At 49.2% G+C, this 17,715-nt stretch carries 21 protein-coding genes; 17 read left to right on the top strand and 4 right to left on the bottom strand.

Annotation, left to right across the window (positions count from 1 at the left end):
- The first annotated feature begins 8 nt into the window (after positions 1-8).
- Both ACPLJI_RS04065 and ACPLJI_RS04060 read left to right on the top strand, forming a co-directional pair.
- The gene (locus ACPLJI_RS04065; protein WP_424731102.1) at positions 9-377 is read left to right on the top strand and encodes a DUF2073 domain-containing protein; all 369 of its coding nucleotides are present in this window, start codon (positions 9-11) and stop codon (positions 375-377) included.
- Complete coding sequence (locus ACPLJI_RS04060; RefSeq protein WP_424731101.1) at positions 361-648, top strand: Zn-ribbon domain-containing protein; 288 nt, start codon at positions 361-363, stop codon at positions 646-648. Before ACPLJI_RS04065 ends, ACPLJI_RS04060 begins: the two co-directional genes overlap by 17 nt.
- Before the next feature lies 1 nt (position 649).
- On the opposite strand, the gene rqcH is transcribed toward ACPLJI_RS04060, so the two are convergent.
- Complete coding sequence (gene rqcH / locus ACPLJI_RS04055) at positions 650-2,611, bottom strand: ribosome rescue protein RqcH (RefSeq protein ID WP_424731100.1); 1,962 nt, start codon at positions 2,609-2,611, stop codon at positions 650-652.
- Positions 2,612-2,761: 150 nt separating this feature from the next.
- Here rqcH and ACPLJI_RS04050 point away from each other — a divergent pair, with 150 nt between their 5' ends.
- The gene (locus tag ACPLJI_RS04050) at positions 2,762-3,037 is read left to right on the top strand and encodes a hypothetical protein (RefSeq protein WP_424731099.1); all 276 of its coding nucleotides are present in this window, start codon (positions 2,762-2,764) and stop codon (positions 3,035-3,037) included.
- 11 nt (positions 3,038-3,048) lie between these two features.
- Here the strand turns inward: ACPLJI_RS04050 and ACPLJI_RS04045 are convergent, their stop codons facing one another.
- A complete protein-coding gene (locus ACPLJI_RS04045; protein ID WP_424731098.1) occupies positions 3,049-4,866 on the bottom strand; it encodes a DUF2070 family protein in 1,818 nt (605 codons plus the stop codon).
- 183 nt (positions 4,867-5,049) lie between these two features.
- Between ACPLJI_RS04045 and ACPLJI_RS04040 the strand changes: the two genes are divergently transcribed.
- The 6 genes from ACPLJI_RS04040 to rtcA all read left to right on the top strand — a co-directional run bounded on the left by ACPLJI_RS04040 (position 5,050) and on the right by rtcA (position 9,804).
- A complete protein-coding gene (locus ACPLJI_RS04040; protein WP_424731097.1) occupies positions 5,050-5,646 on the top strand; it encodes a FumA C-terminus/TtdB family hydratase beta subunit in 597 nt (198 codons plus the stop codon).
- Positions 5,647-5,658: 12 nt separating this feature from the next.
- The gene (locus ACPLJI_RS04035; RefSeq protein WP_424731096.1) at positions 5,659-6,438 is read left to right on the top strand and encodes a DUF6282 family protein; all 780 of its coding nucleotides are present in this window, start codon (positions 5,659-5,661) and stop codon (positions 6,436-6,438) included.
- A gap of 111 nt (positions 6,439-6,549) precedes the next feature.
- Positions 6,550-6,876, top strand: coding sequence for a hypothetical protein (locus ACPLJI_RS04030; protein ID WP_424731095.1), 327 nt, complete (start codon positions 6,550-6,552; stop codon positions 6,874-6,876).
- Between the two features lie 95 nt (positions 6,877-6,971).
- Complete coding sequence (locus ACPLJI_RS04025; protein WP_424731094.1) at positions 6,972-7,493, top strand: TIGR00288 family NYN domain-containing protein; 522 nt, start codon at positions 6,972-6,974, stop codon at positions 7,491-7,493.
- A gap of 12 nt (positions 7,494-7,505) precedes the next feature.
- Positions 7,506-8,642 carry a TIGR03576 family pyridoxal phosphate-dependent enzyme gene (locus tag ACPLJI_RS04020; RefSeq protein ID WP_424741140.1) on the top strand — a complete coding sequence of 379 codons (1,137 nt, stop codon included), beginning with the start codon at positions 7,506-7,508 and terminating at the stop codon, positions 8,640-8,642.
- Between the two features lie 148 nt (positions 8,643-8,790).
- Positions 8,791-9,804, top strand: a complete 1,014-nt coding sequence (rtcA, locus tag ACPLJI_RS04015; RefSeq protein WP_424731110.1) for an RNA 3'-terminal phosphate cyclase — start codon at positions 8,791-8,793, stop codon at positions 9,802-9,804.
- A 49-nt stretch (positions 9,805-9,853) separates the two neighbouring features.
- On the opposite strand, the gene ACPLJI_RS04010 is transcribed toward rtcA, so the two are convergent.
- Positions 9,854-10,639, bottom strand: coding sequence for a biotin--[acetyl-CoA-carboxylase] ligase (locus tag ACPLJI_RS04010; RefSeq protein ID WP_424731093.1), 786 nt, complete (start codon positions 10,637-10,639; stop codon positions 9,854-9,856).
- A 4-nt stretch (positions 10,640-10,643) separates the two neighbouring features.
- Entirely contained in the window at positions 10,644-12,119 is a 1,476-nt protein-coding gene (locus ACPLJI_RS04005) for an acetyl-CoA carboxylase biotin carboxylase subunit (RefSeq protein ID WP_424731092.1), read from the bottom strand.
- A 97-nt stretch (positions 12,120-12,216) separates the two neighbouring features.
- On the opposite strand from ACPLJI_RS04005, the gene ACPLJI_RS04000 reads away from it, so the two are divergent.
- The 8 genes from ACPLJI_RS04000 to rplV all read left to right on the top strand — a co-directional run bounded on the left by ACPLJI_RS04000 (position 12,217) and on the right by rplV (position 17,713).
- Complete coding sequence (locus tag ACPLJI_RS04000; RefSeq protein ID WP_424731091.1) at positions 12,217-12,849, top strand: METTL5 family protein; 633 nt, start codon at positions 12,217-12,219, stop codon at positions 12,847-12,849.
- A gap of 310 nt (positions 12,850-13,159) precedes the next feature.
- Positions 13,160-13,960, top strand: a complete 801-nt coding sequence (locus ACPLJI_RS03995; protein ID WP_048174781.1) for a putative RNA uridine N3 methyltransferase — start codon at positions 13,160-13,162, stop codon at positions 13,958-13,960.
- 29 nt (positions 13,961-13,989) lie between these two features.
- On the top strand, positions 13,990-15,003 hold the full coding sequence (rpl3p, locus tag ACPLJI_RS03990; RefSeq protein WP_048174784.1) for a 50S ribosomal protein L3: 1,014 nt from the start codon (positions 13,990-13,992) through the stop codon (positions 15,001-15,003).
- A 12-nt stretch (positions 15,004-15,015) separates the two neighbouring features.
- Positions 15,016-15,780 carry a 50S ribosomal protein L4 gene (rpl4p, locus tag ACPLJI_RS03985; RefSeq protein WP_048174786.1) on the top strand — a complete coding sequence of 255 codons (765 nt, stop codon included), beginning with the start codon at positions 15,016-15,018 and terminating at the stop codon, positions 15,778-15,780.
- A gap of 22 nt (positions 15,781-15,802) precedes the next feature.
- Entirely contained in the window at positions 15,803-16,063 is a 261-nt protein-coding gene (locus ACPLJI_RS03980) for a 50S ribosomal protein L23 (protein WP_048060727.1), read from the top strand.
- 22 nt (positions 16,064-16,085) lie between these two features.
- Positions 16,086-16,811 carry a 50S ribosomal protein L2 gene (locus tag ACPLJI_RS03975; RefSeq protein ID WP_048174788.1) on the top strand — a complete coding sequence of 242 codons (726 nt, stop codon included), beginning with the start codon at positions 16,086-16,088 and terminating at the stop codon, positions 16,809-16,811.
- Positions 16,812-16,828: 17 nt separating this feature from the next.
- Complete coding sequence (rpsS, locus tag ACPLJI_RS03970) at positions 16,829-17,239, top strand: 30S ribosomal protein S19 (RefSeq protein ID WP_424731090.1); 411 nt, start codon at positions 16,829-16,831, stop codon at positions 17,237-17,239.
- Positions 17,240-17,251: 12 nt separating this feature from the next.
- Positions 17,252-17,713 (top strand): 50S ribosomal protein L22, encoded by a 462-nt coding sequence (gene rplV / locus ACPLJI_RS03965; RefSeq protein WP_048174791.1) that lies wholly within the window; start codon positions 17,252-17,254, stop codon positions 17,711-17,713.
- The last annotated feature ends 2 nt before the right edge of the window (positions 17,714-17,715 follow it).

The following is a 17,715-nucleotide window of genomic DNA, read 5'->3' as shown; positions in this document are numbered from 1 at the left end:
GGGTTAAAATGGATGGCTTGAAAATGGATTTTCTTTCATCAGAGGCTCTTGAGGATAAAAGCAGCATGGAAAAGATCTCAATGATCATAGACCGTGTAAAGGATGGGGACATACTGGTTCTGGAGGGGAGTCTCTCGCCCGCAGAGGAGGCTGAACTCATAGAGACCACCATGAGGGAGATCGACGTTGAAAACTTTGTGGGAATAGACATATATACACTTGAAAAGGATGAAAAGGCGTTTCTGGGACTCTCAAAGAGAAGGACAGTTGGACTTACCATAATAGGCCCTGCCAATGTCATGCGGACAGTTAAGAGGAAGTCGAACTTCCTCTCAATGATTGCAGAGATCGGTGATTCAGGTGCATCAGTGCATTAAGTGCGGGGAGAAGTTCAGGTCTTCAGAGGAACTAAAGAATGGATGTCCAAAATGTGGAAGCAGGTACTTCAGGTATGTGGCTGACAGGAGGGACCCTGAACCGGTTGGGGACCCCATTGAGACCATAATGGTCAGGAAGAACGGCATATATGAGGTTAACCTGACATCTCTCCTTGAGGATGAGTCAATAATAGTCTCTGATGAGGAGGGCAAATACTTCATTGACCTGAACTTCCTCCTCAAGAAGAACCTTAAGAGGAGGGTTAAATAACTTAATCTTCTGTAACAATGTTACCCTTTCCTGGTGGAAGGACCCTTACAAAGTCCTCAAGCTGGAATAGGTTCTCAGGATCAACTTTTGCCTTTATGGCCTTTGCAAGAGCCTCTTTTTTGGTGTAACCCGGCTTTAACACAACAAAGCTTTCTGTTCTTTTTTTAACAGCTGATGGGGGGCCGCACATCACCCTTTCTCCATCGTGGTCCACCACACCAACGGCAACCTTTAGGGGAACACCCCTAATGTAATTTCTGGGACCCCTTATGATAAAGGCCCCCCTTGCAACGAATTCCCCTGACCTTGGAGTTTTTGAAACCTGTTCCGGGCGAACCCAGTAGACATCCAGGGACGTGAAACCCCGTGCCCATGCACTTGAAAATGACGCTGCAAAAACCGCGGCTTCCTGAATGGTTGTTTCTGGTACCTCCCGACCTTCACTTTTTATAACCACCGATGGAGCCCCATGGATATCTGAGTGGAGGTATATGTCCCTTGGGTCCATGTGCCTCTTCACGACCATCTCGTTGGTGCCGGCGTCCCTTCCACCAATTACAAGGAAGTCGTCTGATGATATGAACCAGCGAAATTTTTCAAACCAGCGGAGTTTCCTCTTAACCCTTTTCTGGGGAACCATGATGTTTCTGAGGGCATCGTCCCTTCTCTTCTCAACCCTCTCAATTTCTTTCTCTGTTTTCTCCATCGCCTGAAGCAAACCCTTTATTTTTCTTTTGGATTTCTTGGCCTTTTCATAGTAGATCTCTGCGTTCTCTGGAACACCAAGCTTCGGGTCAATCCTTATCCTTTCACCGTCAATAAGGAGGGTCATGTTTCCCATTCCATCAATTTCCCGGATCATCTGGGCCTCTGCCATTCCCTTCCTGCGGGCATCAGCTATTATCTTCCGTATTTCCTTCCACGAGTATTTTTCACGGGCATCCCTTACTGTTCTGATCACATCCTCAACGGCCGGGTAGTGTGCATAGAGGAGGTCACCCTTTCTTGTTGAGGTATCTATTGTTTCCTGGAATTTCTGGAGGGTCTCCCTCTGTATCCTGAGTCTCTTCCTGAATTTTTCAACCTCTTTCTCCCACTCGGCCTCATGGGCCTTCCTGAGCTCCTCCCTGAATATTGAACTGAAGAACTCGTCTGCAGCTTCGTTGAAACTCTCAAAGTACTCCCTCTCTCTATCACGGTACACCATGAGTTCAATGGGGAGCACGTCACCTTCACCGTTCTTTATGATATGGGGTTTGAATTTGAGGTCCCTGAGCGGCTTGAAGAGTTCACCTATTGCAGAGTCAATTTTTTCTATCTCATCTCTTCTCAGGGTGCTGGCTGCCCTATTCTTATCGAGACCTGATCTCAGAATGATCTCCTCTGCATAGAGGCCACCAAACCCGTTTCTTGCAAGTGTCCTTATGAGGTCGGTGTCTGAGTTTTTCAGCATCCCCTCAAGCTCACTCCTATCATACCTCAGGGGGTGGAGACCCCTTGATGGGGGGTACTCATACCTTTCACGGGACGCTATTCTTCTGTCGCTCCAGGTTTTCCTTTTAAGGGGCAGTATTATTTCTCCCTCCTGGTTAAGGAGTATTATGTTCCCCTTTGAGAATAGTTCCACCACGAGGGTGTATTTCTGCTCCTTCTCGATTTCTATCTCCACTATTCTATCAAAGCTGTGCTGCCGGACCTCCCTCACGATTCCACCCCTAAGGTGCTTTCGGAGGAGCATGGGGAATGATGGGGGAATCTTTGGATTTTCAGGGGGATACTCTGTCCTGTGTATCCTTACACCCGCCTGCATAATCACATCCGCCCTTCCCTCGCCCGGGATATGGAATCTGATTATTACAGTGTCCCTGAGGGGCTGATAGGCCTTATCCACCCTGGCACCCGTTAGAATCTCATTGAGTTCCCTGGTAACTGCAAAAACATCAACGTTTGACATTGTCTTCATATTCAACACCTCGCAAGAAACAGAAGTCCGACGGCTTTAAGTATTTAATGATGGTATAATAATATCTTTCCATGGTTCGATGGAAAACTTTTAAGACCATCAAGATACTAAAAACTCTCTGGAGGTTTTAATGTGGATACTGATGCTAAAATGACTGCTCTTCATGTTCCTGCAGGTATAGTGGCGGCCATAGTGTCATTTTACCTTTCAAATGGTTCAATAGCAGTTCTCGGAAAAAATCAGGCACTCGGCACCTTCGCGGGCCTTGTTATACTGTTGATTGTTGGAAATATTGCAGAAAGGTTATTCGGCAAGGAAGAGGTTGGGGGATTTAAGGGGTGGCTCTGGAGTGGTATAGTGCCATTTCTTTTCATCTGGTTCGTTATATGGGCAATACTCATAACTTCAACCACCATAACCCCATAGATTCCCCTTTTTCAGGCCCAGTAGAATATCCAGGCAAAGACGAATATAAGTGCAAGTACGAATATGAGGGGGGCTATCACACGGCTCACAGCAACGATTGAACTTATGGTTGATACAAGTTCCGTTGAATTGGTGGGACCGAGGGTATGCAGACCCCTTATTCTAACAACCCTGCACCCTGCCCTGACCTCCTCAAGGTCATCGATTGCCTCTGAGACCGCCTCCCTGATCTCAGTTATAATCTCATCCCTTCTGTGTTTTCCCACGGGGTTGTGGCCTCCTGAAAGGGTGTTCACAAAGTGGGTATCCGTTGTCATCACCTCGGCTTCATCTATGTCCAGCTTCAGAAGCTCCTCCAGTATCTCGTCCCTGAAGCCCATGACCATGTTATTGGCGTCAAGGAGTACGTAGGCGGTCCTCTGTTCTCCGGTCTCAACCACCATGACCATAACTCCGCTCTGGCCAATGCCATCCTCCTTTGAGAGGCCATCCATTTTCCTCTGGGCACAGCCAACCCTCAATTTATGGCGGCGTGAAGGGCACTCAATGGAGTCCACCGCATCGAGGAGGTCGAACATTTCAGGGTTGCCTGCAAGTATTCTGCCTGTTTCACCCTGGAATGAGTTGTGACAGTCCACAACAACCACATTTTTTGATCCGCAGCGACCCCCCGCAAGGTTCATCATTGAAAGCCCCACACCAAATTCTATGTCATCAAATCCATGGGGTGCCATTGTTGCCAGGATCAGCATGCCATCGCCAAGGAACTGGACGCCGATGGTGGCACTGTTTCTGGTGTATCTCCTGAATTTACTGGCTCCCTCATGGTATTCCATGCAATCAAGCGCCTCCCTGATGGCACCCTCAACCTTTTCCAGTTCCCTCACGGATACCGGGTTGAAGTCATGGGTTGAGGGGCCATGGGCGACCATTGTGAATGTGTCAAATCTCTCGGAGAGTATTGTGGGCATGTTGGCACCGCCTATGGTTCCTATTGGACCCGGATGTACCGAGGGGCTTATGAAGAGAGCCTTTATATCGGAGCCCCTCTGGAATGCAACCACACCCGCAAGGGTGTCCACGGGTTCACCGATCTCACTGAAGATGCTTTCAAGTTCAGGTGAATCCTCGGTTATATGTGAGAGAAAGAGGCTCAGGAACTCCAGTGAGCCGACCCCAAGGTTCTTTCTCATGGGTGACTCAACCACCATGACAAATGAGTAGATGGCAAGTATGAGCATTGCTGAGGCGACAAGTATCTTCAGTAAAAATCCTATCAAACTGAAGTAGCCGATATTTGTGGCGATGCTCAGGAATGACACAACGATGTTCATGCTCACTATGAGGATTGGCTGAACAGAGGATATGAGGATTGAATTTGTGAAGCTTATGTTTGAGGTTCCCCAGATCACCAGCAGGCGGAAGGCGAATATAACAGCAGAGGCGAGTATTATGGAGTTGACTATTAGGTCGGTCTGCAGCAGGGATGATGCCAGGCACCCACCGAGGTAGATCAGAGAGAATATCATCATGGAGAAGAAGGCCAGGAACATGGACTGCTTCATCTTCATCCTTCTGCCAGCCAGCGAGTTGACCCATGGCTGGGTGATGGCACCTGCCATTATTGATGAAAATCCAAGGACAAGCACCCCATTGGTTCCCCCATAGAGTATATCATGGAGTACGCTTATCCCGGGGACCATATCGATGATAAACCCCACAGCACCCACAAAGAAGCTTATAAATATCATTGAGAGGAGGGATATTTCGGTTTTAGGGAGGGTCATGATGTACTTTGAGAGATCAGTCACATTCTTTGTGCTTGACATATTCTACCTCAACTAGTTCTGGGATCTAATGGAGAAAGATATTTAAAAATTTGATCCATATTAAATTTATTCAGCAGCAGCCCTTCTGGAATGCTCTGGAGTTTAACCCTGATCTGGTTAATGATCCACGTCGTTCTGAAGCACACACCCTGATGGCTTTATACAGGCATGGGAGATGTTTTCATGGAGATAAAACTTAAAACACCACTTTCAGATGATGTAGCCAAACTTAAAGCTGGTGACATCGTTTATATCACTGGAAAAATATTCACGGCCCGTGACAGGGCCCATAAAAGGATAATTGAACGGGGATCTCCCTTTGATATTGAGGGCTCTGTGATATTCCATGCAGGACCCATAATAAGGTTTGAATCGGAACCTGATATCAGTGGTGAGTCGATAACTGAGCCCCCGGCACGACTCGTGGTTGTGGGGCCCACCACAAGCGGGAGAATGAACCCCTTCCAGCCACAGGTTATAGAGATGGGTGTGAGGGCGGTTATAGGTAAAGGTGGAATGGATGATAGAACGAGGAATGCCCTCAGAAAAAAAGGCGCTGTTTACCTGGCAGCTGTTGGGGGCTGCGCGGCACTCTATGGCTCGGCAGTTAGGGGTATAGCCGCAGTGCACTGGCTGGACCTGGGTGTACCCGAGGCGGTATGGGAGCTGGAGGTCGAGGACTTCGGACCCCTCATAGTTGCCATGGACGCCGCTGGGAGGAGCCTCTATGAAACCCCGGATGATGAATACGACCTTGAGGTCCAGAGAATACTCGATTGAGCTGTGTGTGCAATGTTTGACTTCAGCATCTCTGAGCACATTAAACTCGATGGACTTGTGGACACCCATATCCACACGGCCCCTGATGTGAGGGTCAGATCCATGAATGACATTGAACTGGCTTTCGCCGCACTCAGGGAGGGTATGGAGGCTGTTGTGATAAAGAGCCACACCGAACCCACCTCAGGGAGGGCCGCGCTGGCCTCTGAGGTTACGGGTATGAGGGTCATTGGGGGTGTTACACTGAACACGCCGATGGGGGGCCTCAACCCGGAAGCGGTCCATGCCGCCGCCATGATGGGCGGAAGGTTCGTCTGGTTACCCACCGTCTCGGTCGGGAGGGCTGAGGGTGACCTTGATGCTGTTCTTTCCGCTGTTGCTGAACATGAAATGGTCCTGGGAACCGGACACCTGAAACCCCATGAGATATTCCATGTCCTTGACCTTGCCGCGGACCATGGTGTCGGTAAAATTGTCATCAACCATCCACTGACTGGTGCTGTGGGCGCCACTCTGGAGGAGCAGAGGGAGATGTCAAGGCACGCTTTCCTTGAGCACTGCCTTGTGGCCTGCATGCCCCGCCATGATGGGCTTGACTTTGAACTCATAGCTGAATCTGTGAGGTATGTTGGGGTAGAAAGGTGCATAATGGCGACTGACTTCGGGCAGGGCCACAATCCATCCCCCATTGCAGGTATGAAGCAGTTCATATACCTGATGAAGAAACATGGATTTTCCCACTCGGATATAATGATGATGTGCCGGCATAATCCCCTTGAACTGATATCCTGACGTTTTAGGAAAATCAGATCATATATTAACGTTATCTTCCGCTATCAAAAATTATATATGAGAACTTTGATTAAGGGTGAAATCAACCTTTATAACTGTGCGAGTGATATGATGTCTGATAAAAAGATTGAGAAGGAGCTTAAACAGAGAATAAATCAATTTAAAAAGCTTTTGAAAAATGATGATGAACGTGAGAACTTCTATAACAATATATGTGGTTCTGAAATCCTTGTGAGAATTGAAATATTTCTTCCATCAAGCAACCCTGAAAGGTACTATGACGGACTTTTCCTTTACCTCAATGATGAGGGTAGAATAGTGAACGCAGAGTACTACTACAATGAGGGTGGTGAGGGGTCAATCACAGAGCTCGACGATAAATCCCTTGAGGTTGTAAGGGAACTCTTTGAGGATGAACTATCACTTGAGATTGAATGATCCTGGAGTTCACGGGTCTTAAGAAACTTTAACTTTATTTATAATAACTTCAATACATATTATGATTAAATTTTTTCAGTGGAGGATTCAATACCATGCGAAGTTTTGAAAAACTGACTTCCCTTAAGGAATACATTCCCATCAAGAAAAAGGAGGGCGGTGAAAAGAACATTGGCCTTCTTGTGGATGGGCCGAACATGCTCAGAAAGGAATTCAGCCTGAACCTTGACCTTGTAAGGAAGATAATGTCTGAATACGGGAATATGCGTGTTGGGAAGGTTCTTCTGAATCAGTACGCCTCTGATAAACTGATAGAGGCCATTGTAAACCAGGGCTTTACACCAATTGTCGTGGCTGGAGATACAGACGTCTACATGGCTGTTGAGGCTATGGAACTGATATACAACCCTAATATTGATATAATAGCCCTTATGACACGCGACGCTGATTTTCTACCCATAATAAACAAGGCAAAGGAAAATGGTAAGGATACAATTGTGATAGGCGCCGAGCCAGGTTTCAGCGCAGCGCTGCAGAATTCTGCGGATCATGCCATAATCCTGAAACCAGAGAACAGCAGACCAAGGAAGGGGAATGTAGCAGGGGAAAATGATTGAATGGGTGATGTGATGTTCCATGATCACCTGAATGAGGTTAAGCGCAGGGAACACGCCCTCCAGATAATAGGGGAGCGTATTGCCAGCGAGGGGCGCAAGGGAATATATGACCTCACCGGTCTTTCAGGGGGGTTCCCCCTTGAAAGGGAGGATATTGGACTCCTTGAGACGTACGTGGGGTCAGCGGTCTTTGAGGAGAGACTCCAGATAGCTGGCAGAAAGCACATGGGCGGTGAGATGGTGGCCGCCTTTAACAGGACAAGCAGCGCGATACTTGCATCAATCCTGGAACTTACAGAGCAGGGTTCACTGGTTGTGCACTACCTGCCGGAGCTCCCGTCCCACCCATCCATCCCGGCAAGCACTGAACTGGCAGCAGCAGGGTACCATGAGACCGATGACTTCACAGAGGATATACCAGAAGACGCGTCCCTCGTGGTTGTGACAGGTTCGACAATGGACCACAGGGTGGTTGATGAGGCGGAGCTCCAGCATGTAATTGAAAGGGCCCACTCGGTGGGGGTCCCTGTACTTGTTGATGATGCATCAGGCGCCAGGCTGAGGACGGTTCTATTTAACCAGAAGAGGGCATGTGACCTGGGAGCGGACCTTGCAGTTACAAGCACCGATAAACTGATGCACGGGCCAAGGGGAGGTCTTCTCGCAGGAAGATCCGACCTTGTCGAGAGGGTTAAATCGAGGGCCTACCGGTTCGGACTTGAGGCCCAGCCACCGCTTATCGCTGCAATGGTGAGGGCACTGGAGAAATTTGACCCATCTGAAATTCTCAAAGCCCTTGAAAGGAAGGGGTACCTTCTTGAGGCTCTGAGGAACCTTAATGTGGAGGAGACACCCACCGGTATAATGATGAAACCAGATTCACTGGAGAAACTCTATGATTCCACATACACCGGTGATGAGATTGGTGTGGCCCTTTCAATGCTGCTCCTCTCTGACCATGGAATAATAACCATACCCGCTGTGGGGATGCCCGGGGCATCAAAGACACTGAGGTTTGACCTGGCATCAAGGGACGCAGAGAGACTTGAACCTGAACTTCTGAGGGATGCAATTGAGGAGGCAGTGGACAAACTTTCAGGCATCATCAATGACAGGGTGATGATGGATAAACTTATCTTTGGTTCATGATGGTTCCCGGGCCTTCATGCAGGAAAACGGTTTCTGAGCACTCAAAATAATTTTTTTTCAAAAAAATCACATCCTGAAATTTTTCCCACCAGAAAAAACTGAAATGGCCACATATGAACGATTCTGAGTTTATAATGGAGGTGTCAGGCTGATAGTTATTGATGGATCAGAGGGTGAGGGCGGGGGAGCCGTTGTAAGGGTTTCAACGGCCCTTGCAGCCATAAAATCGCTCAGGATAAGAATATACAATATCAGGGCTCGCAGACCCCGAAAGGGACTGTCACATCAGCACCTCACTGCTGTGAGGGCAATTGCAGAAATAAGTAACGGCAGACTCAGAGGAGATGAACTCGGGTCAATGGAACTGGAATTTTCACCAGGATGTATCAGTGGTGGTAACTTTGAATTTGACGTTAAAACCGCTGGAAGCACCGGGCTTGTCCTCCAGGCCATAATGATAGCTTCCACAGCCTCCAGAGGTGAACTGGATGTGACCGTGAGGGGAGGCACAGATGTCCTCTGGGCCCCCACGGCAGACTACCTCAGGGAGGTAACACTCCCGGTACTCGGAATGATGGGTTACACTGCAAATCTTGAGTTAATTGAGAGGGGCTACTATCCTGAAGGTGGGGGTGTGGTTCATGCAACCATTGAGCCATCCACACCCGGGCCCATTGTACTTGAAAGTGCTGAAATTCACTGCATAAGGGGCGTTTCCCACTCCAGGAACCTTCCGATACATGTTGCTGAAAGGCAGGCGGAATCAGCCAGGAGGATCCTTGAGGGAACAGGGCTCGATGTGGATATACGTGTTGAGGACGCCTCCGGTTCACCGGGCAGGGGTTCGGGAATCACACTCTGGGCTGAGGGCAACACAAGGCTTGGTGCAACTTCACTTGGAAAACCAGGCAAGAGGGCAGAACTGGTTGGTGCAGAGGCTGCAGAGGAACTCATGGGTTTCATAGAATCTGGCAGACCCCTTGACAGGTACATGGGCGATCAGATCATCCCCTACATGGCCATCGCAGGAAATTCAAGAGTGGCCACATGTGAACTCACACTTCACGCAGAGACCAATATTATGCTTGCAGAAAAAATAACCGGAAGAAAATTCAGGGTGGATGGTGAACGCGGGGGGCCAGCCATAATCGAGACTCTCTGATAGGTATTAGAAAAATGAGGTTAACGGTGGCAGCTGAGGGCCACCGATATCACAGGTGTATGCACTCGCCGGATATTATTTTGCGGAGCGTTCCATCGTCCAGTTCCAGTATGAGGGCACCCTCGCTGTTGATGCCGATGGCCTCACCATGGACGATTTCACCAAGCTGTTTCCTTATTTCAACACGTCTGCCGATTGTCTTTGACATCTTCCTCCATTCTCTTAGAATCTCATCCATTCTGCCCTCCTTGAAGGAATCATAGACCTCCTCAAAGTTTTTAAGGAACCTTGATATCAGTTCACTGGATTTTATGTCCTTCTGGAGTTCATTCTTAATGGAGGTTGCCCCTTCCCTGAGTTCCTCCGGGAAGTGGCTGATATCCACATTGGTGTCGATTCCCACACCAACAACCACGTATTCGAGGGTGTTGAATCTTGCATGGGCCTCTGTGAGTATCCCACATACCTTTTTATCTCCAATCAGTATATCGTTGGGCCACTTTATTCCCACGTCCAGTCCACATTCCTCCTTCAGTGTCCTGGCAACTGCAACACCGGTGACCAGTGTGAGGAGGGGGGCCGTTGATGGGTGAACCTCTGGTCTGAGTATAATGGACATCCATATCCCGCCCTGGGGTGATATCCAGGGTTTACCCCGTCTACCCCTCCCCCGGGACTGGGTTCTTGCAATTACAACTGTACCCTCCGGGGCGCCATCCTCTGCCATCCGCTTGGCCACGTTGTTTGTGGAGTCCACCTCATCGAAGCATTTTACTTCGTGCCCTATGTACCTGGTTTTTACCTCAAGTTCACATGGATCATAGTAATCTTCCATATAATCACCCCCTTCTTGAGTGCATGTATGCTCCGATGGCTGCAGATATTGCTGCAACCTTCTTTGATGGGAGAAATGTTGAGTGGAGGCGTTCAACCATCTCCTGGTCCTCTTTGACGATCTTCTGCATCTCAGCTTCTATACCCCGCCTGTATTCATCCACGAAGTGTGTGTGAAGTTCTCCCCTCTGGAATGCCTCATTTTTCATTATTGCCTTGTGGAAGGGGATTGTGGTTCTGACGCCCAGTATGATGTACTCACTGAGGGCACGTCGCATCCTGTTTATTGCCTCCTGACGGTCCATTCCCCATACTATGAGTTTGGATATCATGGAGTCATAGAATGGTGGTATCTCATAGTTCATGTAAACCCCGCTGTCAACCCTGACCCCTATTCCACCGGGGGACCTGTAACCTGTGATTTTACCCGGGTTCGGGGCGAAATCTGATAGGGGGTCCTCTGCATTTATCCGGCACTCAATTGCATGGCCCCTTATTGTTATGTCCTCCTGTCTGCATGAGAGTTCCTCTCCTGAGGCGACCCTTATCTGTTCCTTAACAAGGTCCACACCGGTGATCACCTCGGTTATCGGGTGCTCGACCTGTATCCTGGTGTTCATCTCAAGGAAGTAGAAGTCCCCGTTTGAATACAGGAACTCCACGGTACCTGCATTCTCATAACCTATATATTCGGCGGCCTTAACTGCGGCTGAACCCATTCTTTTCCTCAGTTCAGGTGTCATGATGGGTGATGGTGCCTCCTCCACCAGTTTCTGGTGTCGCCTCTGTATTGAGCACTCCCTGTCTGCAAGGTGGATAACGTTTCCATGTTCATCGGCCATTACCTGGAATTCAATGTGACGGGGCTTTTCAAGGTACTTCTCTATATAAACCGTTGGATCCCCGAATGCGGATGCCGCAACAGACTGGGTGGATTCCATGGCCCTTATGAGTTCGTCCTCCTCGTAGACGGTCCTCATACCTATGCCACCGCCACCTGCCGACGCCTTTATGATGATGGGGTAGCCGATTGAATCAGCTATCTCAGCGGCCTCGTCCGGGTCGCTCACACCCATATCGGTTCCAGGGATTACAGGGACCCCTGCCTTCTTCATGAGCTTCTTTGATGTTATCTTATCTCCCATGGCCTCGATGACGGAACCTTTGGGACCTATCAGTTTGATTCCGTGTTTCTCACACTCCTCCCCAAGCTTAGGGTTCTCTGCCAGGAAACCGTAACCTGGATGGATGGCCTCGGCACCGCTTTCCTCGGCAACATCGATTATCCTGTCTATTCGCAGGTAGCTCTGGGATGGGGATGGTTTACCTATTTCGTATGCCTCATCGGCGTACCTTGTAAAGAGCGCATTCTTATCTGCTTCGGAATAAACAGCCACGCTTTTTATTCCTAGCTCCCTGCATGCGCGCATAACTCTTATTGCTATTTCACCACGGTTTGCAACGAGGATTTTGCTGAACATCTGACCGCACCCTGAAATTTATAACACATATATATTATATTGGGGTAACTCTTTTTAAGTCTACCACCTTCAGTTAACCACCTTCAGTTATGGTACCATGAGGAGAAAGAGACAACTTGAGATGCTTCTTGAGAGAGTCCCTCCCCACCCCCACCCTGACCCGGGTCTTGAACAGTACCTCACCCCGGCCCCTCTGGCCGCTGAGGTCCTCTGGGCAGCCAGGGACATGGGGGATATTGTGGGAAGAACCGTTGCGGACCTTGGATGCGGTACGGGCATCCTGGGCATTGGGGCGGCAGTTCTTGGTGCAGAGATGGTTTACTGTGTGGATGTGGATGCAGGGGCCCTTGAGCTTGCGGAAGGTGTGGCAGAGGATCTGGGGCTTGGGAACATCCGGTTCATTGAGGCCGATGTCCGTGATTATGATGACCTGGTTAAGGTCACAGGGAGAGTTGATACTGTAATCCAGAATCCCCCCTTCGGTTCACAGGAGAGGGCTGATAGGGGTGCCGACAGGGTTTTCATGGAGGCGGCATCAGCCATGGGGAGGGCTGTGTACTCATTCCATATGGCCGGATCTGAGGACTTTGTGAGGCGCTACTATGAGGGGTTGGGGGGGAGGGTGACCCACAGATTCAGGGCAGAATTCCCTATACGCCGCACCTACAGTTTCCACAGAATGGAGGTCTCCACGGTGGATGTTGTGGTGGTAAGGGTTGTTTTTGTGTGATCCCCTGGCTGGTGGTTTGCTGGCTGATGCTGTGGGTGTTTTTATGGTGATGTTTTCAGAGGATACCTTGATTTCCATGAATTGCTGAACGATGGGGTGACCCTGGGGATTCCGCCGGGTTTTATCCTGCCCACCCACGGACCTCCAGCGGAAACTTTAAATATGGTTACTGTACAATTTTTAGTACCTATTGCAATCTGCGGTGGATCCGCTCACATTGTATAACGGGATATACGATGTGGTCTGTGGTTTTACTTGCCCAGTCTGCATTGTGGAAATATTTATAAAAGATTAGGACAAAGATTAATAAATGAATAGAGTAGATTTGTCCATATTTATCCCGGATTCGCTGACGGCAGAGACAGGGGATCTCAAAATAAAGACCTACAAGGTGGGTCTTATTGGAAGGGCTGCAGCTATATTCGGGGTTAACCGCATAGTGATCTATCACGATGATGCAGACGGAGAGGCAGGATTTATCAGGGATATCCTGAACTATATGGATACCCCACAGTACCTTCGCAGGAAGGTTTTCCCGATAATGAAGGAGTTGAAACATGTGGGTATACTCCCACCTCTGAGAACTCCTCATCACCCAACTGGAAAACCCTCGGCTGGAGAATACAGACAGGGATTGACGGTCAAAAGGGTAAAGAAAGGAACTCTTGTGGATATTGGCGCAGATAAACTTGCACTGTGCAGGGAAAGACTCACCGTAAATAGGATAATGAGTTTCAGGGTTATCCGGCTGGGTAAGGAAATACTGATAGAGCCAGATGAACCAGAGGATAAATACTGGGGATATGAGGTTCTGAACACCAAACGGAGCCTCTCAAAGAGCCTGAAAACAGTGGATGCCGATGTTGTGGTGGCAACATCCAGGTATGCTTCGCCCATTACTTCTATTCTGGATGAAGTAAAGTCAAAGGTGGAGGGCGCCCCCAGGGTGGCCATCCTGTTTGGCGGTCCTTACAAGGGATTACCAGAGATCGATGCAGATATATGGGTTAACACCATTCCAGGGCAGTGTACAGAAACTGTAAGGACTGAAGAGGCTGTTTTAGCTACTCTCTCAGTATTCAATATGCTAACTCAGATTGATGAAAAATGAATATGAATGATGTAAGGAGGTAAACTTAAATGGCTAGACATCATCAACCAAGAAAAGGATCAGTTGCATTCAGTCCAAGAAAAAGGGCGGCAAGGGAAACCCCCAGGGTCAAATCATGGCCCCAGGTGGATGAACCGGGACTGCTTGCCCTGGCAGGCTACAAGGCAGGGATGACCCACGTAATGATGGTTGATAACCGGAAAAATTCCCCTACAGAGGGAATGGAGGTTTCAACTCCAGTCACAATACTTGAGGTCCCACCCCTAACAGTGATGGCTGTGAGGGCCTATGAAAGGACAAGCAGGGGCCTTAAGACCCTTGGAGAGGTCCTGGCCACCGAGACAAAGGAGGACCTCAGAAGGAAGCTCACTCCACCTGCAGAGGACTATGACCAGGAGGCTGCAATCGAAAGGATAAGGTCAAATATGGAATACGTTGCAGATGTCCGGGTTATTGTACACACAAACCCCAGACTTGCAAGCGTACCCAAAAAGAAACCTGAGGTCTTTGAGTGCGGTCTTGGAGGTAAGACCCCTGAGGAGAAATTCGAATACGCACTGGAAATCCTCGGCAAGGATGTGAGGGCATCAGAGATATTCTCCGAGGGAACCTTCGTTGATGCCATAGCCGTGACCAAGGGTAAGGGATTCCAGGGCCCTGTTAAGAGATGGGGTATAAGGATACAGTACGGTAAGGCTGCAAGGAGCAGTAAGGGAAGACACATAGGGTCACTGGGTCCATGGACACCATCAAGGACCATGTGGACAGTTCCACAGGCCGGGCAGATGGGTTACCACAGGAGGACCGAGTACAACAAGCAGATACTCAAGATCGGTGACGCCAGTGAGGCTGACCAGGTAAACCCCAGCGGCGGCTTTGTAAGGTATGGTCTTGTCAGAAACGATTATGTAATGGTTAAGGGGTCAGTTCCAGGCCCAACAAAGAGGCTTGTGGTGCTCAGGAAGGCCATAAGGGCTGCAGGTAAGCAGGAAGAGGCACCCCAGATAAACTACATCAGCACAGCATCAAAACAAGGAGTATAAGAGTGGTTCAAAATGAAGATCAAGGTTTATTCCCTAGAAGGTGAAGCCATAGATGAAATGGAACTTCCTGAAATTTTCAATGAGGAGTTCAGGCCCGACGTGATAAAAAGGGCCGTTCTATCAGCACAGACCGCGAGGGTACAGCCATGGGGTCCCGACCCGATGGCTGGTAAAAGGACCTCTGCCAAGTCCTATGGTGCCGGTCGCGGCGTTGCAATGGTTCCACGTATAAAAAATGGTTCAAGGGCGGCCTTTGTCCCCCAGGCAGTTGGCGGTAGAAGGGCCCACCCACCAAGGCCACAGAAGAACTACCATGAGAGGATAAACAGAAAGGAAAGGAGACTCGCAATAAGGTCCGCGGTTGCAGCAACAGCCAGGAGGGACCTTGTGGAGGCAAGGGGTCACCGGATAGAGAATGTGCCCCAGGTGCCCCTGGTGGTTGACGATGAACTCTCCAGAATCAAAAGGACAGCAGACACAAGGGAAGTCTTCAGGAAACTTGGAATCATGGACGACATCGTGAGGGCGAAGGAAGGTAAAAAGATAAGAGCTGGAAAGGGAAAGATGAGGGGAAGGAAGTACAGGACACCCAGAGGTCCACTCATAGTTGTGGGCGAAGATAAAGGCATCGCACTGGGTGCAAGAAACCACCCTGGTGTGGACGTTGTCACAGTCGAAAACCTCAACGCTGAACTCCTCGCACCAGGAACCCACCCTGGAAGACTGACCGTCTTTACAAGATCAGCAATAGAAAAACTTGAGGGACTCTTTCAGTAAAAATTAAGGTGACGGTGTAATTATGGATCCATATGCTGTTATCATGAAACCACATGTCACAGAAAAGAGCATGAACCTTATAGACCAGAACAACGAGCTGGCATTTGTGGTTATGAGAAAAAGCACAAAAAAGGATGTCAGAAGGGCGTTCGAGGAACTCTTTGCAGTTAAGGTTGAGAGGGTTAACACACAGGTAACCCCAAGGGGCCAGAAGATTGCCTACATAAAACTGGCAAAGGAACACAGCGCAGAGGATATAGCTGTTAAACTGGGAGTATTCTAATAATGATGAGGAGGATGTTCAGATGGGAAAAAGGTTAATATCACAGAGGAGAGGAAGGGGAACTCCCACTTACAGAAGTGCATCCCACCGCTTCAGGGGCAAAATAAAATACCGTGCATACGACTCCCTTGAAAGTGAAGGATGTCTAAGGGGAAAGGTCGTTGACATAATGCACGACCCTGGAAGGACAGCCCCTGTGGCCCTTGTGAAATTTGAAAACGGTGAGAAAAACCTCATCCTCGCACCAGAGGCTCTAATGCTTGATGAGGAGGTTGAGTGCGGGGCAAAGGCAAAGGTCAAACCTGGAAACTCACTCCCACTCAGTGAGATTCCAGAGGGGACACCCATATACAACATTGAAAACAGACCCGGAGACGGAGGGAAACTGGTGAGGTCCTCCGGTACCTATGCTTCTCTAATAACCCATGATGCTGACAAGGCGGTTATTGAACTCCCATCAGGTGAACTCAAGGCACTCAACCCACAGTGCCGTGCAACCGTCGGTGTCGTTGCTGGAGGAGGAAGAAGGGAGAAACCATTCCTCAAGGCAGGTAAGAAGTACCATGCCCTCAGGGCCAAGGGTAAGAAGTCAGTTACAGTCAGGGGTGTTGCAATGAACGCAGTTGACCACCCACACGGTGGTGGAAACAGACAGCACCCAGGCAGGCCAACAACTGTCTCAAGGCATGCTCCTCCAGGAAGGAAGGTTGGTTCAATAGCTGCCAGAAGAACAGGGAAAAGGAGATAAAAGAAGGAGGTGACCTATTGGCACGTAAAGAATTTAAGTATCGCGGCTACACCTTGGAAGAACTGCAGGAGATGCCACTTGACGATGTAATCAAGTTGTTCCCATCAAGGCAGAGAAGATCCCTCAAGAGGGGATTCCTACCAAGGCAGAAGAAGGTACTTGAGAAGATAAGGAAGATAAAAAAAGAGGGAAAGACTGAGGGAAGACCACCGGTCATCAGGACACACTGCAGGGACATGATAGTGCTGCCTGAGATGGTGGGGATGACCTTTGGCATCCACAACGGAAACGAATTTGTGGAGGTCACAATACAGCCAGAAATGATCGGCTGCTACTTCGGTGAATTTGCACCTACAAGGAAGAAGGTTGAGCACGGAGATCCCGGTATGGGAGCTACAAGATCCTCAATGTTCGTGCCTCTTAAATAAGGAGACTGGAAAATGGCTAAGGTTAAATACGCTTATAAAGAGGAAGACAGGTCAAGAACAGCCAGGGCTTCAGCGACTCACCTCAAGATTTCACCAAAGCACGCTGTGGAGATATGCAGGGAGATCCGGGGAATGGAACTCGAGAAAGCCAAAAGATACCTTGAAGAGGTTATCAGGATGGAGAGGCCGGTGGCATTCAGAAGATACAACCGGAAGGTCGGCCACAGGAGGGGCCTCAGCGGATGGGCCAGTGGCCGGTACCCTGTTAAGGCAGCAGGCCAGATACTGAAGGTCCTTGAAAATGCCGAGGCCAATGCCGAGTACAAGGGACTCGACACCGAGAAACTCAGAATAGTCCACATATCCAGCCACCGTGGGCCAGTTATAAGGGGCTGGATTCCAAGGGCCTTTGGAAGGGCTACACCATTCAACACACCAACAACACACGTTCAGATAGTTCTGGGGGAGGCATAGAT

Source organism: Methanothermobacter sp. (assembly GCF_049720995.1).
Lineage (GTDB): Archaea > Methanobacteriota > Methanobacteria > Methanobacteriales > Methanothermobacteraceae > Methanothermobacter.
This window is presented reverse-complemented; position numbering and strand designations above follow the sequence as displayed.

What these genes read in the sequence shown, in the direction of transcription:
- rpl3p (WP_048174784.1), top strand. Translation starts at nt 13,990, where the DNA reads ATGGCTAGACATCATCAACCAAGAAAAGGATCAGTTGCATTCAGTCCA.
- ACPLJI_RS04005 (WP_424731092.1), bottom strand. Translation starts at nt 12,119, where the DNA reads ATGTTCAGCAAAATCCTCGTTGCAAACCGTGGTGAAATAGCAATAAGA.
- ACPLJI_RS03995 (WP_048174781.1), top strand. Translation starts at nt 13,160, where the DNA reads ATGAATAGAGTAGATTTGTCCATATTTATCCCGGATTCGCTGACGGCA.
- ACPLJI_RS03975 (WP_048174788.1), top strand. Translation starts at nt 16,086, where the DNA reads ATGGGAAAAAGGTTAATATCACAGAGGAGAGGAAGGGGAACTCCCACT.
- ACPLJI_RS04045 (WP_424731098.1), bottom strand. Translation starts at nt 4,866, where the DNA reads ATGTCAAGCACAAAGAATGTGACTGATCTCTCAAAGTACATCATGACC.
- ACPLJI_RS04000 (WP_424731091.1), top strand. Translation starts at nt 12,217, where the DNA reads ATGAGGAGAAAGAGACAACTTGAGATGCTTCTTGAGAGAGTCCCTCCC.
- ACPLJI_RS04040 (WP_424731097.1), top strand. Translation starts at nt 5,050, where the DNA reads ATGGAGATAAAACTTAAAACACCACTTTCAGATGATGTAGCCAAACTT.
- rpl4p (WP_048174786.1), top strand. Translation starts at nt 15,016, where the DNA reads ATGAAGATCAAGGTTTATTCCCTAGAAGGTGAAGCCATAGATGAAATG.
- ACPLJI_RS04025 (WP_424731094.1), top strand. Translation starts at nt 6,972, where the DNA reads ATGCGAAGTTTTGAAAAACTGACTTCCCTTAAGGAATACATTCCCATC.
- ACPLJI_RS03980 (WP_048060727.1), top strand. Translation starts at nt 15,803, where the DNA reads ATGGATCCATATGCTGTTATCATGAAACCACATGTCACAGAAAAGAGC.
- ACPLJI_RS04035 (WP_424731096.1), top strand. Translation starts at nt 5,659, where the DNA reads ATGTTTGACTTCAGCATCTCTGAGCACATTAAACTCGATGGACTTGTG.
- ACPLJI_RS04020 (WP_424741140.1), top strand. Translation starts at nt 7,506, where the DNA reads ATGTTCCATGATCACCTGAATGAGGTTAAGCGCAGGGAACACGCCCTC.
- ACPLJI_RS04010 (WP_424731093.1), bottom strand. Translation starts at nt 10,639, where the DNA reads ATGGAAGATTACTATGATCCATGTGAACTTGAGGTAAAAACCAGGTAC.
- rplV (WP_048174791.1), top strand. Translation starts at nt 17,252, where the DNA reads ATGGCTAAGGTTAAATACGCTTATAAAGAGGAAGACAGGTCAAGAACA.
- ACPLJI_RS04050 (WP_424731099.1), top strand. Translation starts at nt 2,762, where the DNA reads ATGACTGCTCTTCATGTTCCTGCAGGTATAGTGGCGGCCATAGTGTCA.
- rqcH (WP_424731100.1), bottom strand. Translation starts at nt 2,611, where the DNA reads ATGAAGACAATGTCAAACGTTGATGTTTTTGCAGTTACCAGGGAACTC.
- ACPLJI_RS04065 (WP_424731102.1), top strand. Translation starts at nt 9, where the DNA reads ATGGATGGCTTGAAAATGGATTTTCTTTCATCAGAGGCTCTTGAGGAT.
- ACPLJI_RS04030 (WP_424731095.1), top strand. Translation starts at nt 6,550, where the DNA reads ATGTCTGATAAAAAGATTGAGAAGGAGCTTAAACAGAGAATAAATCAA.